The 16,157-nt window shown below is 69.6% G+C and carries 17 protein-coding genes; 11 read left to right on the plus strand and 6 right to left on the minus strand.

The genetic code is table 11. From position 1 onward, the window contains the following. Window positions 1-6 precede the first annotated feature (6 nt). Together purD and FB381_RS03520 are read left to right on the plus strand one after the other, a co-directional pair. A complete protein-coding gene (gene purD, locus FB381_RS03515; RefSeq protein ID WP_141779003.1) occupies window positions 7-1,302 on the plus strand; it encodes a phosphoribosylamine--glycine ligase in 1,296 nt (431 codons plus the stop codon). Between the two features lie 96 nt (window positions 1,303-1,398). Then, complete coding sequence (locus FB381_RS03520) at window positions 1,399-1,677, plus strand: hypothetical protein (protein ID WP_141779004.1); 279 nt, start codon at window positions 1,399-1,401, stop codon at window positions 1,675-1,677. Here FB381_RS03520 and FB381_RS03525 read toward each other — a convergent pair. Further along, a complete protein-coding gene (locus FB381_RS03525; protein ID WP_141779005.1) occupies window positions 1,655-2,869 on the minus strand; it encodes a DUF4032 domain-containing protein in 1,215 nt (404 codons plus the stop codon). The genes FB381_RS03520 and FB381_RS03525 overlap by 23 nt on opposite strands. A 54-nt stretch (window positions 2,870-2,923) precedes the next feature. Here FB381_RS03525 and purB point away from each other — a divergent pair, with 54 nt between their 5' ends. From purB to FB381_RS03540, 3 genes are read left to right on the plus strand one after another with little or no spacing between them, the layout of a single operon-like run. Beyond that, a complete protein-coding gene (gene purB / locus FB381_RS03530) occupies window positions 2,924-4,339 on the plus strand; it encodes an adenylosuccinate lyase (protein ID WP_141782590.1) in 1,416 nt (471 codons plus the stop codon). A gap of 2 nt (window positions 4,340-4,341) precedes the next feature. Next, window positions 4,342-4,755 (plus strand): NUDIX hydrolase, encoded by a 414-nt coding sequence (locus tag FB381_RS03535; protein WP_246087943.1) that lies wholly within the window; start codon window positions 4,342-4,344, stop codon window positions 4,753-4,755. Between the two features lie 40 nt (window positions 4,756-4,795). Beyond that, window positions 4,796-5,695 (plus strand): oxygenase MpaB family protein, encoded by a 900-nt coding sequence (locus tag FB381_RS03540; protein ID WP_141779006.1) that lies wholly within the window; start codon window positions 4,796-4,798, stop codon window positions 5,693-5,695. Here FB381_RS03540 and FB381_RS03545 read toward each other — a convergent pair. After that, window positions 5,682-6,020 carry an ArsR/SmtB family transcription factor gene (locus FB381_RS03545; RefSeq protein WP_141779007.1) on the minus strand — a complete coding sequence of 113 codons (339 nt, stop codon included), beginning with the start codon at window positions 6,018-6,020 and terminating at the stop codon, window positions 5,682-5,684. The two genes, FB381_RS03540 and FB381_RS03545, sit on opposite strands and share 14 nt — an antisense overlap. 83 nt (window positions 6,021-6,103) lie before the next feature. Between FB381_RS03545 and FB381_RS03550 the strand changes: the two genes are divergently transcribed. Then, window positions 6,104-7,312 (plus strand): MFS transporter, encoded by a 1,209-nt coding sequence (locus FB381_RS03550; protein ID WP_246087944.1) that lies wholly within the window; start codon window positions 6,104-6,106, stop codon window positions 7,310-7,312. A 13-nt stretch (window positions 7,313-7,325) separates the two neighbouring features. Here FB381_RS03550 and FB381_RS03555 read toward each other — a convergent pair whose 3' ends face one another. Then, complete coding sequence (locus FB381_RS03555; RefSeq protein WP_141779009.1) at window positions 7,326-7,922, minus strand: HIT family protein; 597 nt, start codon at window positions 7,920-7,922, stop codon at window positions 7,326-7,328. 145 nt (window positions 7,923-8,067) lie between these two features. Here FB381_RS03555 and FB381_RS03560 point away from each other — a divergent pair, with 145 nt between their 5' ends. Next, on the plus strand, window positions 8,068-8,976 hold the full coding sequence (locus FB381_RS03560; RefSeq protein ID WP_141779010.1) for a phosphoribosylaminoimidazolesuccinocarboxamide synthase: 909 nt from the start codon (window positions 8,068-8,070) through the stop codon (window positions 8,974-8,976). Window positions 8,977-9,061: 85 nt separating this feature from the next. Beyond that, complete coding sequence (locus FB381_RS03565; RefSeq protein WP_141779011.1) at window positions 9,062-10,624, plus strand: long-chain-fatty-acid--CoA ligase; 1,563 nt, start codon at window positions 9,062-9,064, stop codon at window positions 10,622-10,624. 72 nt (window positions 10,625-10,696) lie between these two features. Here FB381_RS03565 and FB381_RS03570 read toward each other — a convergent pair whose 3' ends face one another. Next, window positions 10,697-12,289, minus strand: a complete 1,593-nt coding sequence (locus tag FB381_RS03570) for an MFS transporter (RefSeq protein ID WP_211352316.1) — start codon at window positions 12,287-12,289, stop codon at window positions 10,697-10,699. A gap of 95 nt (window positions 12,290-12,384) precedes the next feature. On the opposite strand from FB381_RS03570, the gene FB381_RS03575 reads away from it, so the two are divergent. Beyond that, window positions 12,385-12,996, plus strand: a complete 612-nt coding sequence (locus FB381_RS03575) for a helix-turn-helix domain-containing protein (protein WP_141779012.1) — start codon at window positions 12,385-12,387, stop codon at window positions 12,994-12,996. Window positions 12,997-13,059: 63 nt separating this feature from the next. On the opposite strand, the gene FB381_RS03580 is transcribed toward FB381_RS03575, so the two are convergent. Together FB381_RS03580 and FB381_RS03585 are read right to left on the minus strand one after the other, a co-directional pair. After that, window positions 13,060-13,683, minus strand: a complete 624-nt coding sequence (locus FB381_RS03580) for a hypothetical protein (RefSeq protein ID WP_141779013.1) — start codon at window positions 13,681-13,683, stop codon at window positions 13,060-13,062. Window positions 13,684-13,822: 139 nt separating this feature from the next. Continuing rightward, on the minus strand, window positions 13,823-15,067 hold the full coding sequence (locus tag FB381_RS03585; protein ID WP_141779014.1) for an MFS transporter: 1,245 nt from the start codon (window positions 15,065-15,067) through the stop codon (window positions 13,823-13,825). 80 nt (window positions 15,068-15,147) lie between these two features. On the opposite strand from FB381_RS03585, the gene purS reads away from it, so the two are divergent. Both purS and purQ read left to right on the plus strand, forming a co-directional pair. Next, window positions 15,148-15,411, plus strand: coding sequence for a phosphoribosylformylglycinamidine synthase subunit PurS (gene purS, locus FB381_RS03590; RefSeq protein WP_141779015.1), 264 nt, complete (start codon window positions 15,148-15,150; stop codon window positions 15,409-15,411). Then, window positions 15,408-16,076: a phosphoribosylformylglycinamidine synthase subunit PurQ gene (gene purQ / locus FB381_RS03595; protein ID WP_141779016.1), complete on the plus strand. Its 669-nt coding sequence runs from the start codon at window positions 15,408-15,410 to the stop codon at window positions 16,074-16,076. Before purS ends, purQ begins: the two co-directional genes overlap by 4 nt. Window positions 16,077-16,157 lie beyond the last annotated feature (81 nt).

Genomic DNA, 16,157 nt, shown 5'->3' on the forward strand with positions numbered 1-16,157 from the left:
GTCCGCGTGACTTCTCGCAAGATCCTCGTCGTCGGCACCGGTGGTCGTGAGCACGCGCTCGCGCTGAAGCTCTCCCAGGAGGGGAACGAGGTGTACGCCGCGCCCGGCAACCCCGGGATCGCGGAGTTCGCCGAGCTCCGCGACGTCGACATCATGTCCGGCGCCGCGGTCGCCGCTCTGGCGGGCGAGCTGGGCGTCGATCTGGTCATCGTGGGCCCGGAGGCTCCGCTGGTGGCCGGCGTCGCCGACGCGGTTCGTGAGCGCGGCATCGCGGTCTTCGGGCCCTCGGAGGCGGCCGCTCAGCTGGAGGGGTCGAAGGCGTTCTCCAAGGACGTGATGTCGGTGGCCGGGGTGCCGACCGCCGGGTCGCGGGTCGCGACCACACCCGAGGAGGCCGCGGCGGCGCTGGACGAGTTCGGCGCTCCCTACGTCGTCAAGGACGACGCCCTCGCCGCCGGCAAGGGTGTCGTCGTGACGCGCGACCGGGACGAGGCGCTGGCGCACGCGGAGGCCTGCGACCGGGTCGTGATCGAGGAGTTCCTCGACGGCCCCGAGGTCTCGCTGTTCGCGATCTGTGACGGCTCGCGTGCCTACGCCCTGCAGCCGGCGCAGGACTTCAAGCGGATCTTCGACGGCGGCAAGGGTGGCAACACCGGCGGGATGGGCGCCTACTCGCCGCTCCCGTGGGCGCAGCCGGACCTCGCCGAGGTCGTGCTCTCGACGGTGGTCGAGCCGACGCTGGCCGAGATGACCGAGCGCGGTGCGCCGTTCGTCGGGTGCCTCTACGTCGGTCTCTCCCTGACCGCCAAGGGCCCCAAGGTGATCGAGTTCAACTGCCGCTTCGGCGACCCCGACTCCCAGCCCGTGCTCGCCCTGCTCGAGTCCTCGCTCGGTGACCTGCTGTTCGCGGCCGCCACCGGCGCGCTCGACACCGTCGAGGCGCCGACCTTCTCCGACGGTGCCTCGGTGACGGTCGTGCTGGCCTCGGCCGGTTATCCGGAGTCGTCCTCCAAGGGCGACGTCATCACCGGTGCCGGCAACGCCAACTCGATCAACGACGTCGACGTGATCCACGCCGGCACGAAGATCGTCGACGCCTCCACTCCGGAGGAGCCCGCCCACCGTCACCTGGTCACCGCCGGAGGCCGCGTGCTGGCCGTCCGGGCGACGGGCTACGACATCGACGACGCCCGCTCGCGTGCGTACGCCGCAGCCGACCTGATCAGCTTCGACGGCCTCCAGCGGCGCACCGACATCGCCGCCGAGCCGCTCGGGGTCGTCGAGGGCGCCTCGCTGCTCTGAGGGAGGCATGTTCGGGCCGCTGTGACAGAGGGCCCGACCTAGTGAACTGTTCACAAGGTCGGACCCTCTGTCACAGCCGAGCAGTAGGCTCGCGTCATGACGTGGGTCGTCTTCGGTGTCGCGTTCACGCTGGTGCTCGCGCTGATCATCTGGGCGAGCAACACCGCGCTCCGCTCCTCACGCAAGCGCGGGTCGACGATCGGCGACGGACTGGGCAGCTTCATCGACGTCTTCGACCCCGCACAGGCGCGTGCTGCGCGCGACCTGAAGGAGCAGGACAACGTCGGTCACGTCATCCCGTCGCCGGATGGTGACGACCCGCCCCACGGTGTCGACCTGAATGCCGGGCGGGTCACGATTCGGAAGGCGGAGTGACGGCCTCGTCGGGGCGGTGCTCGATGATGTCCTCGTAGTAGGACTCGGCGGCGTTGATCAGCTTGACCCACTCGCCGGCGAACTCCGAGAGCACCCAGCGGTGCTCGAGGATCTCGTGGAACATCTGCGCCGGGGTGAGCTTGGCGGCGGCACCGGGCGGTCGCATGGCGACGATGGGGTCGTAGACCTCGCGCACCCACCGGCCGGCGGCGATCTCGATCGGCAGGTTGCCGAGGTCGCGGGTGGCGCGGAAGGCGGCGATGTCGTTGAGGATCCGCCGCGCCTGGGCGTCCTGCACGTCGAGACCGGTCAGCGTACGCAGCTCGCGTCGATGATGGCCGAGCTCGACGACCCGTGGCCGGAGCGCGACCGTGTCGCCGTCGTCGCTGGTGGTGATGTCGAGCTCCTCGACGTCGAAACCGAGGTCGTGAAGCCGCTCGATGCGCTGCTCGATGTGCCACATCTCCTGGGCCGAGAAGACCTGCTCCTCGGTGAGCTCACGCCACAGCGCGTCGTAACGACTCTGCAGCCGCTCGACGATCGCGTCGATCGGGAACGACTCCGGCAGCGAGTCGCTCGCCTGCAGGTCGAGCAGCTCCCCGTAGATGTTCTGGTAGGCGACGTCGAGGTCGTACTCCCGCAGCCGGTCGGACAGGTCGGCCTTGAGCTCTCCGGTCTCCGCATCGACCAGGTAGGCGGCGAAGCCGGCGGCGTCACGCACGAACAGCACGTTCGACAGCGACACGTCGCCCCAGTAGAAGCCGGCCAGGTGGAGGCGCACGAGCAGGACGACGAGGGCGTCGATCAGGCTGGGTAGCCGGTCGGCGGCCAGGCCACGCTCGAACAGCGCCCGATAGGGGAGCGAGTAGGTCAGGTGGTCGGTCATCAGCGCGGCGCCGAGATCGTTGCCGTCGCGGTCGGTGCGGCCGGTGACGACGCACTTCGGGACCACCGTCGGCAGCCCGAGGCGCTGCAGCTCGCGCAGCATGTCGTACTCCCGCCGGGCGATGTCGGCCTGGGTCGCCTTGACCGCGTAGATGTTGTTGCGCACCCGCACGATGCGTACGACGTGACGGCTCAGCCCGCGGGTCAGCGGCACCACGACATCGTCGGGCCACTCCTCCAGGGGAAGCGACCAGGGCAGGGTGTAGAGGGCCGGATCGGGCCGGCTGGCGAGCATCCGCAGGGCCATGTGGCCACGTTAGTGGGGGTCGGGGTGGGGCATGGGAGAATATCGACCGTGACTGTGGTGCCCAACGTCCTTGCCAACCGCTACGCAGCGGCCGACCTCGCCGGGATCTGGAGTCCCGAGCACAAGATCGTGCTGGAGCGTCAGCTCTGGATCGCGGTGCTCAAGGCTCAGAAGGATCTGGGCATCGAGGTCCCCGACGGGGTCGTGGAGGCCTACGAGAAGGTCGTTGAGACCGTCGACCTCGACTCGATCGCGGCCCGTGAGCGGGTGACCCGCCACGACGTGAAGGCGCGGATCGAGGAGTTCGCCGCGCTGGCCGGCCACGAGCACATCCACAAGGGCATGACCAGCCGCGACCTGACGGAGAACGTCGAGCAGCTCCAGGTGCTCTCGAGCCTGAAGGTCATCCGCGACCGCGCCGTCGCGACGCTGGCTCGCCTCGCGCGGCTCGCCGCAGAGCACGAGACCACCGTCATGGCGGGTCGCAGCCACAACGTCGCCGCCCAGGCGACCACGCTCGGCAAGCGGTTCGCCACCGTCGCCGACGAGATGCTCGTCGGTCTGGCGCGCGTCGAGGACCTGATCGGCCGCTACCCGCTGCGCGGGATCAAGGGCCCGATGGGCACCGCGCAGGACATGCTCGACCTGCTCGACGGCGACGCCGACAAGCTCGCTGCGCTCGAGGAGCGGGTCGCCGCCCACCTGGGGTTCGAGAACGTCTTCACCAGCGTCGGCCAGGTCTACCCGCGCTCCCTCGACTTCGACGCCGTCTCGGCGCTGGTCCAGCTGATCTCGGGCCCGTCCAACCTCTCGACCACGATCCGGCTGATGGCCGGCAACGAGCTGGTCACCGAGGGCTTCAAGGAGGGCCAGGTCGGCTCCAGCGCGATGCCGCACAAGATGAACTCGCGCTCCACCGAGCGGGTCAACGGCCTCTCGGTCGTGCTGCGCGGCTACCTCTCGATGATCTCCGAGCTGGCCGGCGACCAGTGGAACGAGGGCGACGTCTCCGACTCGGTCGTGCGCCGGGTCGCGCTGCCGGACGCGTTCTTCGCCGCCGACGGTCTCTTCCAGACCTTCCTGACCGTGCTCGACGAGTTCGGCGCCTTCCCGGCCGTGATCCAGCGCGAGCTCGACCGCTACCTGCCGTTCCTGGCGACCACCAAGGTCCTGATGGCCGCCGTCCGCAACGGCGTCGGCCGCGAGGAGGCCCACGAGGCGATCAAGGAGGCCGCCGTCGGCACCGCGCTGTCGATGCGCAAGGGCCAGGCCGAGAACGACGTCTTCGCCAAGCTCGGCGCCGACTCCCGCCTCGGCCTGACCGAGGAGCAGATCACCTCGCTCGTCGCCGAGCCGATCGAGTTCACCGGTGCCGCCGTCGCGCAGGTGCAGGAGGTCGTACGCCGCGTGGAGGCCGTCACCGCCCGCCACCCCGAGGCCGCTGCGTACGCACCGGGAGAGATCCTCTGAGCGTGGGCCCGGTCGGCGGGCCGGTCATCACCGTCGCCGCCGTGGTCTTCCGCGACGCCGAGGGGCGGATGCTGACGGTGCGCAAGAACGGCACCGAGAAGTTCATGCTGCCCGGCGGGAAGCTGGAGCCGGGGGAGTCGGCGGCGCAGGCGGCCGTCCGCGAGGTCGCAGAGGAGCTCGGCGTACGTCTTCGTCTCGAGGAGCTCGCGCTGCTGGGCGAGTTCGACTCCGACGCGGCCAACGAGCCGGGTCATCTGCTGCGGTCGACGGTCTTCACCTGGACCGGCGAGGTGAGCCCGGACGCTGCCGCCGAGATCGCCGAGCTGCGCTGGGCGAGCCTCGCCGAGATCGTCGAAGGAGCGCAGTTCGCGCCCCTGACCAGGGAGCACGTAGTCCCCGCCCTCCAGCCTTCCTGAATCCCTACGGCGGGCTGCCGCACGGTGGCAGACTGTCGGTATGTCCGGGTACTTCGCCGCAGACTCGATCGTCGTCCGTGCGATGCGTCAGCGGGCCGTCGGGCTGAGCTGGGGCCAGCGGGCGCTGGTGGTCGGCGGGCTGCACCCGCGGCTCTTCGTCGGCACCGCGCAGCACACCGCCCACCGGGCGACGCCTTACACCCGGCTCGCGCTGACGGCTCGACTGATGGAGACGGTCTTCCTCGGCACCAAGGAGGAGGCCGACCGCGCGCTGGAGTTCACCGCCAAGCGGCATGTTCCCGTCGAGGGCACGATGGAGGTCGACGGCGGGCCGCATCACCCGGCGGGCGCTCCGTACTCGGCCCTCGACCCGGGGCTGATGTGGTGGACGGCGGCGTTCGCGCTCGACTCGGTGGAGTTCATGTACGACGCCCTGGTCCGCCCGCTGCGCCCCCACGAGCGCGAGGAGCTCTTCGACGGGTTCGTGACCTGGGCCGTTCTCTTCGGGATGCCGGCGGAGGCCGCGCCGGCGTCCTATCCCGACTTCCGCCGCCGCTTCGACGCCTGGCTCGTCTCCGACGAACCGCATCTGGTCGAGGAGGCCCGTCTGGTCGGACGCAACATCGCGGGCACCTCGGGCTATCGCCTCCCCGGCGGTCCGCTGACCTCCGAGACGCTGCGCACCGTCGTGCAGGGCAGCCTCCCGCCGGTCGTGCGCGAGCACTACGGCATCGATTGGTCGAGCGCCGACGAGGCCCGCTGGCGCGCCGTACGCAGCGCCAGCCGTCTCGCCCACGGCCGGCTCTCGCTCCTCGGGCCCACACCGCTCCTGCGCGGCAGGAGCGAGCGCTTCTACCAGGTCGTCCAGCGCGGGGAGCAGTCGTTGGTGCGACGGGGCGGAGTCAGCATCCCCGGTGTCTCCGACGTCACGCCTGCTTGACCGGAGCGCCCTCCTCGGCCGAGAGCACGGCGTCGAGCAGCCCGGGGAACCGCGCATCGAGGTCGGCGCGGCGCAGCGAGAGACGCCGCGCGCGGCCGTTCGCCTCGTTGCGGACCACCCCCGAGGTGCGCAGCACCTTCATCAGGTGTGACTTGGTCGACTTCGGCACGTCCGGGTTGCTCAGGTGGCACTCGGCCATGTCGAGAGGGCCGTCGACCAGCTGCCGCGCGATCGCGAGTCGCTCCGGGTCGCTGAGTGCGAAGAGCACAGCGGTCAGGGAGAGGTCGGCGCGCTCGGGGTGCGGGAGGTCCGGGGAAGAACTCATGGTTCGATAATAGTTGCACAGTCAGAGGAAGCCACGTAGGCTCCTTAATGGTTCGAAATAGTTCGAACTATTAAGGAGTGGAGATGTCGGCAGGAGTAGTGAGCGACGCGGCGACCGACGCCGTCGCAGGTCGCCGGGCCGGGGCAGGCGTGGCCGTGGGGGCGGTCGTGCTGATGATGGCCGGAGCCAGCGCTCCGTCGCCCTTCTATCCCGGGCTGACGCTCGACCTCGGGCTCGCGCCGTGGGTGATGACAGCGGTCTTCGCCGTCTATGCGATCGCGTTGCTGGTCACGCTGCTCGTGCTCGGCTCGGTCTCCGACCATGTCGGCCGTAGGCCGGTGGTGACCGCGGGGTCCCTCCTCCTGGCCGCCAGCTTCGCGCTCTTCCAGGGCGCTGACACTGCTGCCGTCCTCTTCGGGGCTCGGATCCTGCAGGGGGTCGCCAGCGGCCTGCTCCTCTCGACCCTCTCTGCCGCCGTCGCCGACTTCGAGCGGCCCTCGCGTCCCGGCTCGGCGGCGGTCGCCAACGCCGTCGCCCCGATGGTCGGGCTCGCGGTCGGGGCCGTCTCCGCCGGTGTCGTGCTGCAGGTGGCGGGCGATGCGCAGCTGGTCGTCTTCGACACGCTGGTCGTGCTCTCGCTCCTCCTCGCCGCCGCGGTGTGGCTGATCCCGGAGACCGCTCCGCGACACGAGGGGCTGCTCGCCTCGCTGCGTCCGCGGGTGGCCGTGCCGCCGGCGATCCGTGGCCTGCTCGCCCGCAGCGCGCCCGCGATCTTCGCCGGCTGGGCCACCGGTGGCCTCTTCCTCTCCCTCGGGGCGGCGATCGTGCGCACGGAGCTGGGTGCGACCAGCCATGTCCTCCAGGGGCTGGCGATCGGGGTCCTGGCCGGGTCCGGTGCGGTCGCGGCGTACGTCTTCAGGAACCGCTCCCCGCGGGTGACGACGCTCTACGGCACGGCTGCCCTCGCCGGCGGCACCGCGCTCAGCCTGCTCGCGCTCCCGACCGGGTCGCCGGTGGCCTACCTGGTCGCGGTCGTGGTCGCCGGATCCGGTTTCGGTACGGCGTTCTTCGGCATCCTGCGCACGATCATGCCGCTGCTGCCGGCCCATGAGCGGGCCGAGGTCTTCGCGGTGATCTTCATCGTGTCCTACCTGGCCTTCGGTGTCCCGGCCGTCGTCGCGGGGCTGCTGACCCCGCAGATCGGGCTCGCCGCCACGACCTACGCCTACGGTGCCGTCGTCATAGCGCTCTCCGCGACGGCCGGGCTGCTGCGCTGGCGCAGCGACCACTGATCTCTCAGGTGATCTAACGGGCCAGCGCGCCACCGTGGGTGGCGAGCTTGCGGGCGACCTCGGCGAGGTCGGCACGCCAGACGTCCTCGGGGCCGGGCGGCAGGATGTCGTCCCAGTCGGGGGAGAAGCTGCCGCGCACGGAGAGCAGGCCCTTCGGGCGGGCCAGGAACCACATGTGCAGGTGCTCGGCGCCGTCGCCGATGCGCATCGCGTGGCAGCGGGCGATGTTGGGGAGGCTCTCCACGATCCGGGCGATCCGCACGGTGAGCACACCGAACTCTGCCGCCTGGTGCTCGTCGAGGTCGGGCAGGTCGTAGTGCTCGAGCGGCTCGAGCATCAGCACGAGCGGCAGGCCGGACTGCTGCAGATGCTTCACCCGCCAGCTCTCGTCCTGCCAGATAACGCCGGGCAGATCGGTGCCGCACAGGTTGCAGTCGGCCCCGTCCTTGCCACGGCGTGGCTCCTCGGCGCCGGGCGCCGCGAGCGGCTTCGGAGCGATCTCCCCGTCGCGTACGACCCACGGGAAGACATCCCATTCGGTCACGCTCGGCGTGGGCAGGTCGCCGCCGGCCTGGACGCGGGCATAGATCTCTTCAGCTGTCTCGGCCATGGCTCGAACGATGCCACAGTGGGCGTAGATGTAACACGCCGTTTGCAGGACTATCGGGTCGTTCCGAGAGGGCGAGCAGCCCCACGAACGACGTGTTACATCCCGCGACGGCATCGCCGCCTCCGCGATCTCTTAGGCTGGCCCTGTGGCTGAACTCAACATCCCGCAGGCTCCGGCGATCCCGGGCGCGAAGCACCTCCACTCCGGCAAGGTGCGCGACCTCTACGAGCTCGAGGAAGGTCCGTACGCCGGCCAGCTGCTGATGGTCGCCAGCGACCGCATCTCGGCGTTCGACCACGTCTTCGACACGGTCATCCCCGACAAGGGTGAGATCCTCACCAGGCTGTCGCTGTGGTGGTTCGAGCAGTTCGAGGACCTGGTGCCGACCCACGTGCTCTCGACCGACGTGCCGGAGTCGGTGGCCGGCCGTGCGGTGGTCGCCCAGAAGCTCCACATGCTCCCCGTCGAGTGCGTCGCGCGCGGCTATCTGACCGGCTCGGGCCTGCGGGAGTACGCCGAGACCGGCGAGGTCTGCGGCATCCGTCTGGTCGACGGCCTGGTCGACGGCTCCCGTCTCACCCCGCCGATCTTCACGCCGGCAACAAAGGCCGAGATCGGTGACCATGACGAGAACGTCACCTACGAGTACGTCTCGAAGCTGATCGGTGAGGACGATGCCGCCGAGCTGCGTCGGCTGACCCTCGACATCTACCAGCGCGCCGACGAGATCGCGCGCGGCCGTGGCCTCATCCTGGCCGACACCAAGTTCGAGTTCGGCGTGCGGCAGGACGATCTCGGCATCCGCACGATCGTGCTCGCCGACGAGGTGCTCACGCCCGACTCGAGCCGCTACTGGGACGCGTCGCAGTGGCACCCCGGCTCCGCGATCCCCAGCTTCGACAAGGACGTCATCCGTCGGTGGCTCCTCTCGCCCGACTCCGGCTGGGACCGTGCCGCGGGCGGCCCGCCGCCGGACCTCCCCGAGGAGATCGTCGAGCGCACCCGGGCGCGGTACGTCGAGGCGTACGAGAAGCTGACCGGGCTTCGTTTCTGACCAGTTGTTCCTGAGACGCGTGTCGCACTAACTTCGGTGTCGGGGTAGGTTGTGATCCGCACCACGCAGACCCAATGGAGGCCAAGTGTCCACGTACAACCTCGCTTCGCTGCTCGAAGAGTCCGCCGCGAAACATCTCGAGCGCACCGCGATCGTCCTCGGTGACATCCGTCTGAGCTACGCCCAGGTCGACGGCGCCGCCAACCAGGTGGCCAACCTGCTGGCGAGCAAGGGCATCGGCGCGGGCGACCGGGTCGCCCTGATGAGCCCGAACCTGCCCTACTTCACGATGGTCTACTTCGGCATCCTCAAGGCCGGGGCGACCGTCGTGCCGCTCAACGTGCTGCTCAAGGGGCGCGAGGTCGCCTACCACCTCGAGGACTCCGACGCGAAGGCCCTCTTCGCCTTCGAGGGCACGCCCGAGCTCGCCATCGGTGCGGAGGCCCACGCGGGTGCGCAGGCTGCCGGGGTCGAGAACTTCTTCGTGATCACCGCCGACCCGACCGCACCCTCGCCGATCGAGGGCGTCACCACTCTGGGTCAGGGCATCGGCACCCAGCCGCCCACCTTCGACACGGTCGCCACCGACGAGGACGACACCGCGGTCATCCTCTACACCTCCGGCACCACCGGGCAGCCCAAGGGCGCCGAGCTGCGCCACCGCAACATGCGCGACAACGCGCTGGCCGGTGCCGACCTCTTCGGTGCCGACGCCGAGCGCCCCGACACCTATCTGGCGGTGCTGCCCCTCTTCCACGCGTTCGGCCAGACCGTCGTGCAGAACGGCGCGATCGCCTTCGGCGGCACCGTCGTGCTGCTGCCACGCTTCGAAGCCAACGCCGCGCTGGCCACGATGCTCAAGGAGAGCGTGACCTTCTTCGCCGGTGTGCCGACGATGTACTGGGGCCTGCTCGGGGCCCTCTCCGAGGACGTCGACGTGGCCACCATCGCCAAGAACCTGCGCGTCGCCGCCGCCGGTGGCTCGGCGCTCCCGGTCGAGATCCACAAGGAGTTCGAGAAGCGCTTCGGCGTGACCATCCTCGAGGGCTACGGCCTCTCCGAGACGTCTCCGGTGGCCTCCTTCTCCGTCTACGGCCAGCCGGTGCGCCCCGGTTCGATCGGTGTCCCGATCCCCGGGGTCGAGATGAAGCTCGTCGACCCGGCGTCGTGGGACGAGGTCGAGTGGACCCCGGAGGCGATCGGCGAGATCGCGATCAAGGGCCCCAACATCTTCAAGGGCTACTTCAACCGCCCCGAGGCCACCGCCGAGGTGCTCACCGACGAGGGCTGGTTCCGCTCCGGCGACCTCGCCAAGCGCGACGAGGACGGGTGGTACTACATCGTCGACCGCGCCAAGGAGCTCATCATCCGCGGCGGCTTCAACGTCTACCCGCGTGAGATCGAAGAGGTCCTGCTCACCCACCCGGCGGTCTCGCTGGCCGCCGTCATCGGCGTCCCGCACGACTCCCACGGCGAGGAGATCAAGGCCGTCCTCGTGCTCAAGCCCGGCGCCTCGGCGACCCCCGAGGAGATCGTCGAGTGGAGCAAGGAGCAGATGGCGGCCTACAAGTACCCCCGCGTCGTCACCATCGTCGACGCCCTCCCCATGACCGCCACCGGCAAGATCCTCAAGCGCGAGCTCAAGTAGGTCATTTCGTACGCCGGCACAGCCATAGCTCGAAGGTCGCAGCCACTCGGTGGCTGCGACCTTCGGCATGGATCACCGATGAGCCTCGGTGACATCGTCGGCCGGCTCGTTGGCTCGCTGAGGACCACGGGCAAGGACATAGATGAACAGGATGGTCATCACCGCGGCTCCGGCCCACATCGCGTCCTGCCATCCTGCGACGAACGACTCCTGCGCCGCACGGACCAGGGCAGGGGCTTTGTCGCCGGCGCCGCCCGCGGCGGCGACGGCGTTCGCGATGCCCTCGCGGGCGGAGTCCGCGACGTCGTTCGGAACTCCGGCGAGATGATCGTCGATCGCGCCCTTGTAACCGGCTGAGAGGACGGCTCCGAGGAGGGCGATGCCCAGTGCGGTGCCGAGCTCGCGGGTGACGTCGTTGAGGGCGGACGCGACGCCTTGGCGGTCCCGGGGCAGTGAGCCGGTGATCGCCTCGGTCGACGGCGTCATGGACAGACCCATGCCGAGGCCCATGGCGAGCATCCCGGGCAGGACCGCGAGATAGCCACCTTCGATGGAGACCAGGCTGGCCATGAGGGCAAGCCCGGTGCCGACAAGGAGGATGCCGGTGGCCATGGTGGCTCGTGCTCCGATGCGGGCGGCGACCCGTGGGGCGAGGCCGGAGGCGAGCATCATCAGCAACGCCATCGGCATCATCGCCAACGTGGCCCGCAGCGCTGACCACCCGAGCACTGCCTGGAGGAACGGGAAGAGCACCACGAAGATCCCTGCCTGCACGCCGAAGACCACCAGCAGTGCGACCGATCCGCTGGCCAGGCTCCGCTCGCGAAAGAGCCGGACGTCGAGCAGGGGCGCCATCTGGCGCACCTCCCAGGCGACGAAGGCGACGGCGGCGATGGTGCCACCGATCAGTCCGATCATCGTCGCCGGTTCCGTCCAGCCGTGGACCGGACCCTCGTGGAGGGCGAAGATCAGCCCGAGTACGGCGAGGACGGAGGTGGTCGACCCGATGGTGTCGAACCTGTGCTGGCTGTCCTCGCGCGAGTTGGGCACGGAGCGCACGATCATCGCGACCGCGACCAGAACGAGCGCGACCGGCAGGACGAAGAGCCAGCGCCAGGTGGCGACGTCGACGAGCAGCGCGGACAGGTACATGCCCAGGATTCCGCCACCGCCGGCGACGCCGGTCCACACGCCGATCCCCTTGGCACGTTCCTCCTCGGGGAAGGTCGAGGTGATCACCGCGAGGGTGACCGGCATGATCATGGCCGCGCCTACGCCGGAGACGAATCGTGAGGCGAGCATCATCTCCGAGGAGGTGGCCAGGCCGGCTGTCACGTTAGCGATACCGAAGACCATGAGTCCGACGAGCAACACCGGTTTGCGGCCGATCCGGTCTCCGAGGGCGCCAAGCGGCAGTAGCAGCGCGGCGAGGCTGATCGTGTAGATGTTGATGAACCACAGCACGGTGCTCTGTGAGGCGTCGAACTCGACGGCCAGATCGGGCTGCGCCACGTTGAGGCCGGTGACCGAGGCGATGACTGCCATCAGCGCGATGCAGACCGCGATCAGGATCGCGCGGCGTTGCCGCGCGTCATGAATGGTGGGGTCACCCTCCTCGACCGAGTCGCCCGGGTCGGTGCTGATGATCGGTGGATTGGTGCTCAATGGACTTCCTTTCAGATCCTGCCTGACACTGGATTCGATGGTCCGAAGTTCTGTGCGGATTCGCAAACGTTGTTGCCGATTGGCAACATGGGGGCATGGACGACTCGCCCAATCGCACACTCGACGAGGTGGGGCCGCGACTGAAGCAGCTGCGCCAACGTCGCGACATCACCCTCAGCCACCTGGCTGAGGAGACTGGGATCTCGACCAGCACACTGTCCCGGCTCGAGGCGGGCCTGCGCCGCCCGACCCTGGAACAGCTCCTTCCCCTGGCGCGGGCCTACGGAGTCACCCTCGACGACCTCGTCGACGCGCCACCTACCGGCAATCCGCGCATCAACCTGCGCCCCATCCCTTGCGCGGACGGCTCGATGATCCTGCCCCTGACCCGGAGGCCGGGCGGCATTCAGGCCTACAAGTTCGTCCTTCCCGCCGGCCGCGACGATGCCCACCCCGACCTGCGTACTCACGAGGGACACGACTGGGTGTACGTCCTCAACGGCAGGCTCCGGCTCGTCCTCGGCGAGCACGACCTGATCCTCGAGCCCGGTGAGGCAGCGGAGTTCAACACACGCACGCCGCACTGGTTCGCAGCCACCAGCTCAGGACCGGTGGAATACCTCAGCTTGGTCGGCAAGCAAGGGGAACGCGCTCACGTTCGGGCCGCCCCCAAAGCGCCGAGCGCGCGTCGAGGCGCTGCGAGGTGAACTGCCTGCTGGTCCGTGACACCTGGAACGCCCGGACCGCGAGCATCGGTCGTGACGTGGCGGCTACGGCCTGATGTGATCGTCGCGGTCCACGCCGAGCGCGTCGAGGGCTGCCTCGACGGCTGCGATCCGCCCGGCTCGGTCGGCTGGGATGAGCTCGACGGAAGCGTGACCGTCGGTGATCCGGATACCCAGGAGCGTGCGGTCCAGGTGGGGGAGCCGCTCGACCTCGACCTGGAGAGCGCTCGATCTCCGGTCGAGGACCCATCTCGGCTCCGTGTCGCCCGTGCTCCAGACCTCGATGAGACCAGGGCGGACGCCGAGAGCGATCGCCGCGCCGTTGTTGAGGCTGACCAGGTTCACTCCCAGCGTCCGCGCGTGATCCCTGGTGCCTTTCGACGCGAATCCTGTGATCACGTCGGCATCAGGATGGGCCGCGAGGATTCGTTCGGCCAGGACGCGCCGGCGGCGGTTCATCATCGGCATGACCAGGATGATCACGATTGCGATCAGGGCCCAGGTCACAGCAACTGTCACCAGGATGTCCACGGCTTGGCCGTCGGGGCCGAAGGCTCGGACCAGCAGGGTGGCAGCGAGCGGCGTGACACCGAGCGCCACCTTTGCCAGATGACCTCGTCGCTCCGCGCGTTTGCTGAGCAGGTGGTGTCGTGCGCGTGGCTCGGTCATCGGGGGACCTCCCAGGATTCTGGTGGAACCGGATTGTTGCGTGCTGGGACGCGGAAGGCCATGGATTTCGGGATCACCGGCAACCACGCACGGTGAACCGCAACGGCAGGCACCCTGAGCCACGGTCGTCGGGCGGCGGTCACCTGATGGACCGCTCGCTCCGTGACGGTGTGCGGAAGCCGAGCATCGGTCGGGAGGTTGCGCCGACGGCGGCGAGGGCGAGGAGACAGGCGATGCCGCCGCTGACCAGGGCGAACGAGCCGGACGTCAGCTGAGCGACGGCGCCGCCGCGGAGGTCGCCGAGCTCCGGCCCGCCGGTGCCGATGATCATCTCGACCGCTGCGGTGCGGCCACGCAGGTCGTCGGGCACGGCGAGCTGGATCAGGGTGCCGCGGGTGACCACGCTGACCGAGTCGGCCGCGCCGGCGATGGCGAGCAGGCCGAGGCAGAGCCACGGCGCGGTGACCAGGCCGACCGCACCCACACTGATGCCCCACACCGCGGCGGCACCGATCGTGACCAGGCCCGGGCGGGTGCGCCTGGTGAACGTGCCCGAAACCAGCGAGGCTGCCACGCCACCGACCGCGATCGAGGTCAGGAAGAGCCCGAGCGTACGCGGGTCGCCGCCGAACCTCTCCTCGTTGATGACGGGGAACAGGCTCACCGGCATCGCCAGGACGGTCGCGGCCAGATCTACGAGGAGCACACCGCGGATGACCGGCTGCGTGGCGGCGAACCGGAGGCCCTCGAGGATTCCGCCGCCGTTGGTGCGCTGTGCCGGGGCGAGACGGGGGAGGCCGGCGACGCCGAGGAACCCGGCGGCGAAGGAGGCCGCGTCGACGGCGTACGCGATCTCGAGGCCGGCATAGCCGATGATCAGCCCGCCCAGCGCGGGGCCGAGGAGCATCGACCCCTGGAAGCTCAGCCGGTTGAGCGCGAGGCCGGCGCCGACCTGGTCGGCGGGCAGCAGGCGGGGGATCACTCCCATGCCTGCGGGTGCGGCCACGGAGCCGGCGGCCGCCATCGCGGCGACCAGGAGCAGGACGACACCGAGCGACGACGGCGAGGTGCCCAGCCAGAGAGCCTGCGTCATCAGCAGCACTGCCAGGACCAGCTGCACGATGTTGGTCGTCATCAGGATCGTGCGTCGGTCGACACGGTCGGCGACCGATCCGCCCCAGAGCCCGACGGTCAGCATCGGCACGAGCTGTGCGATCGCGACACTGCCGGACCAGAACGGGCTGTGGGTCGCCTCCCAGACCTGGAACATCACCGCGACGATCGTGATCTGCCCACCGAGCCCCGAGATCGCGCGCCCGATGAAGAAACGCCGGAAAGCGGGTGACGTACGCAACGGGGTGATGTCGATCAGCAGGTGGCGCACGAGGATCGATCCTAAGGACCGGGCGCGTCGAGGTGCGAACGGTTTAGGTGAGCGGCGTACGCCCGACCTAGACTGCAGCCATGCCTCGCGTTGTCGTCGACGTCATGCCCAAGCCCGAGATTCTCGACCCGCAGGGGAAGGCCGTCCTCGGCGCCCTGCCGCGGCTCGGGTTCACCGGGGTCACCGAGGTCCGCCAGGGCAAGCGGTTCGAGCTGGAGATCCCCGAGGTCACCGACGCCGCGCTCGCGCAGATCGAGAAGCTGGCCGAGACCTTCCTGGCCAACACGGTGATCGAGAACTTCGTCGTGCGCGTGGAAGAGCCGGCTCAGGAGACCACCCGATGAAGATCGGCGTCATCACCTTCCCGGGCACCCTCGACGACGTCGACGCCCAGCGTGCGGTGCGCGTCGGTGGCAACGAGGTCGTCGCGCTCTGGCACGGCGACCACGACCTCCAGGGCGTCGACGCGGTGATCCTGCCGGGTGGCTTCTCCTACGGTGACTACCTGCGCTGCGGTGCCATCTCCCGCTTCGCCCCGATCATGACCGAGGTCATCGAGGGTGCTCAGAAGGGCCTCCCGGTGCTCGGCATCTGCAACGGCTTCCAGATGCTGGTCGAGTCCCACCTGCTCCCCGGCGGCCTGCTGCGCAACGACCACCTCAAGTTCATCTGCCGTGACCAGAAGCTGCGCATCGAGAACACCTCGACCGCCTGGACCTCCGCGTTCACGCAGGACCAGGAGATCGTGGTGCCGCTGAAGAACGGCGAGGGGCAGTACGTCGCCGACGCCGACACCATCAAGCAGCTCGAGGACGAGGGCCGGGTCGTCGCCCGCTACCTCGACGTCAACCCCAACGGCTCCGCGGCCGACATCGCCGGCATCACCAACGCCGCCGGCAACGTCGTCGGCCTGATGCCCCACCCCGAGCATGCCGTCGAGAGCCTCACCGGCTCCGGCACCGACGGCCTCGGCTTCTTCACCTCGCTGGCCGAGAAGGCCTTCGCCTGAGCTTCGACATCCGAATCGGCCCGGCCAGCGATCGCTGGCCGGGCCGATGTCGTTCGGGGCGGTCGCTCCGTCAAGGTATGC

Source organism: Nocardioides albertanoniae (assembly GCF_006716315.1).
GTDB classification, from domain to species: domain Bacteria; phylum Actinomycetota; class Actinomycetes; order Propionibacteriales; family Nocardioidaceae; genus Nocardioides; species Nocardioides albertanoniae.

Excerpts from the sequence above, each read along its gene's own strand:
- purS (WP_141779015.1), top strand. The coding sequence starts at position 15,148 with ATGCCTCGCGTTGTCGTCGACGTCATGCCCAAGCCCGAGATTCTCGAC.
- FB381_RS03520 (WP_141779004.1), top strand. The coding sequence starts at position 1,399 with ATGACGTGGGTCGTCTTCGGTGTCGCGTTCACGCTGGTGCTCGCGCTG.
- FB381_RS03545 (WP_141779007.1), bottom strand. The coding sequence starts at position 6,020 with ATGAGTTCTTCCCCGGACCTCCCGCACCCCGAGCGCGCCGACCTCTCC.
- FB381_RS03575 (WP_141779012.1), top strand. The coding sequence starts at position 12,385 with ATGGACGACTCGCCCAATCGCACACTCGACGAGGTGGGGCCGCGACTG.
- FB381_RS03555 (WP_141779009.1), bottom strand. The coding sequence starts at position 7,922 with ATGGCCGAGACAGCTGAAGAGATCTATGCCCGCGTCCAGGCCGGCGGC.
- FB381_RS03580 (WP_141779013.1), bottom strand. The coding sequence starts at position 13,683 with ATGACCGAGCCACGCGCACGACACCACCTGCTCAGCAAACGCGCGGAG.
- FB381_RS03550 (WP_246087944.1), top strand. The coding sequence starts at position 6,104 with ATGTCGGCAGGAGTAGTGAGCGACGCGGCGACCGACGCCGTCGCAGGT.
- FB381_RS03525 (WP_141779005.1), bottom strand. The coding sequence starts at position 2,869 with ATGGCCCTGCGGATGCTCGCCAGCCGGCCCGATCCGGCCCTCTACACC.
- FB381_RS03540 (WP_141779006.1), top strand. The coding sequence starts at position 4,796 with ATGTCCGGGTACTTCGCCGCAGACTCGATCGTCGTCCGTGCGATGCGT.
- purQ (WP_141779016.1), top strand. The coding sequence starts at position 15,408 with ATGAAGATCGGCGTCATCACCTTCCCGGGCACCCTCGACGACGTCGAC.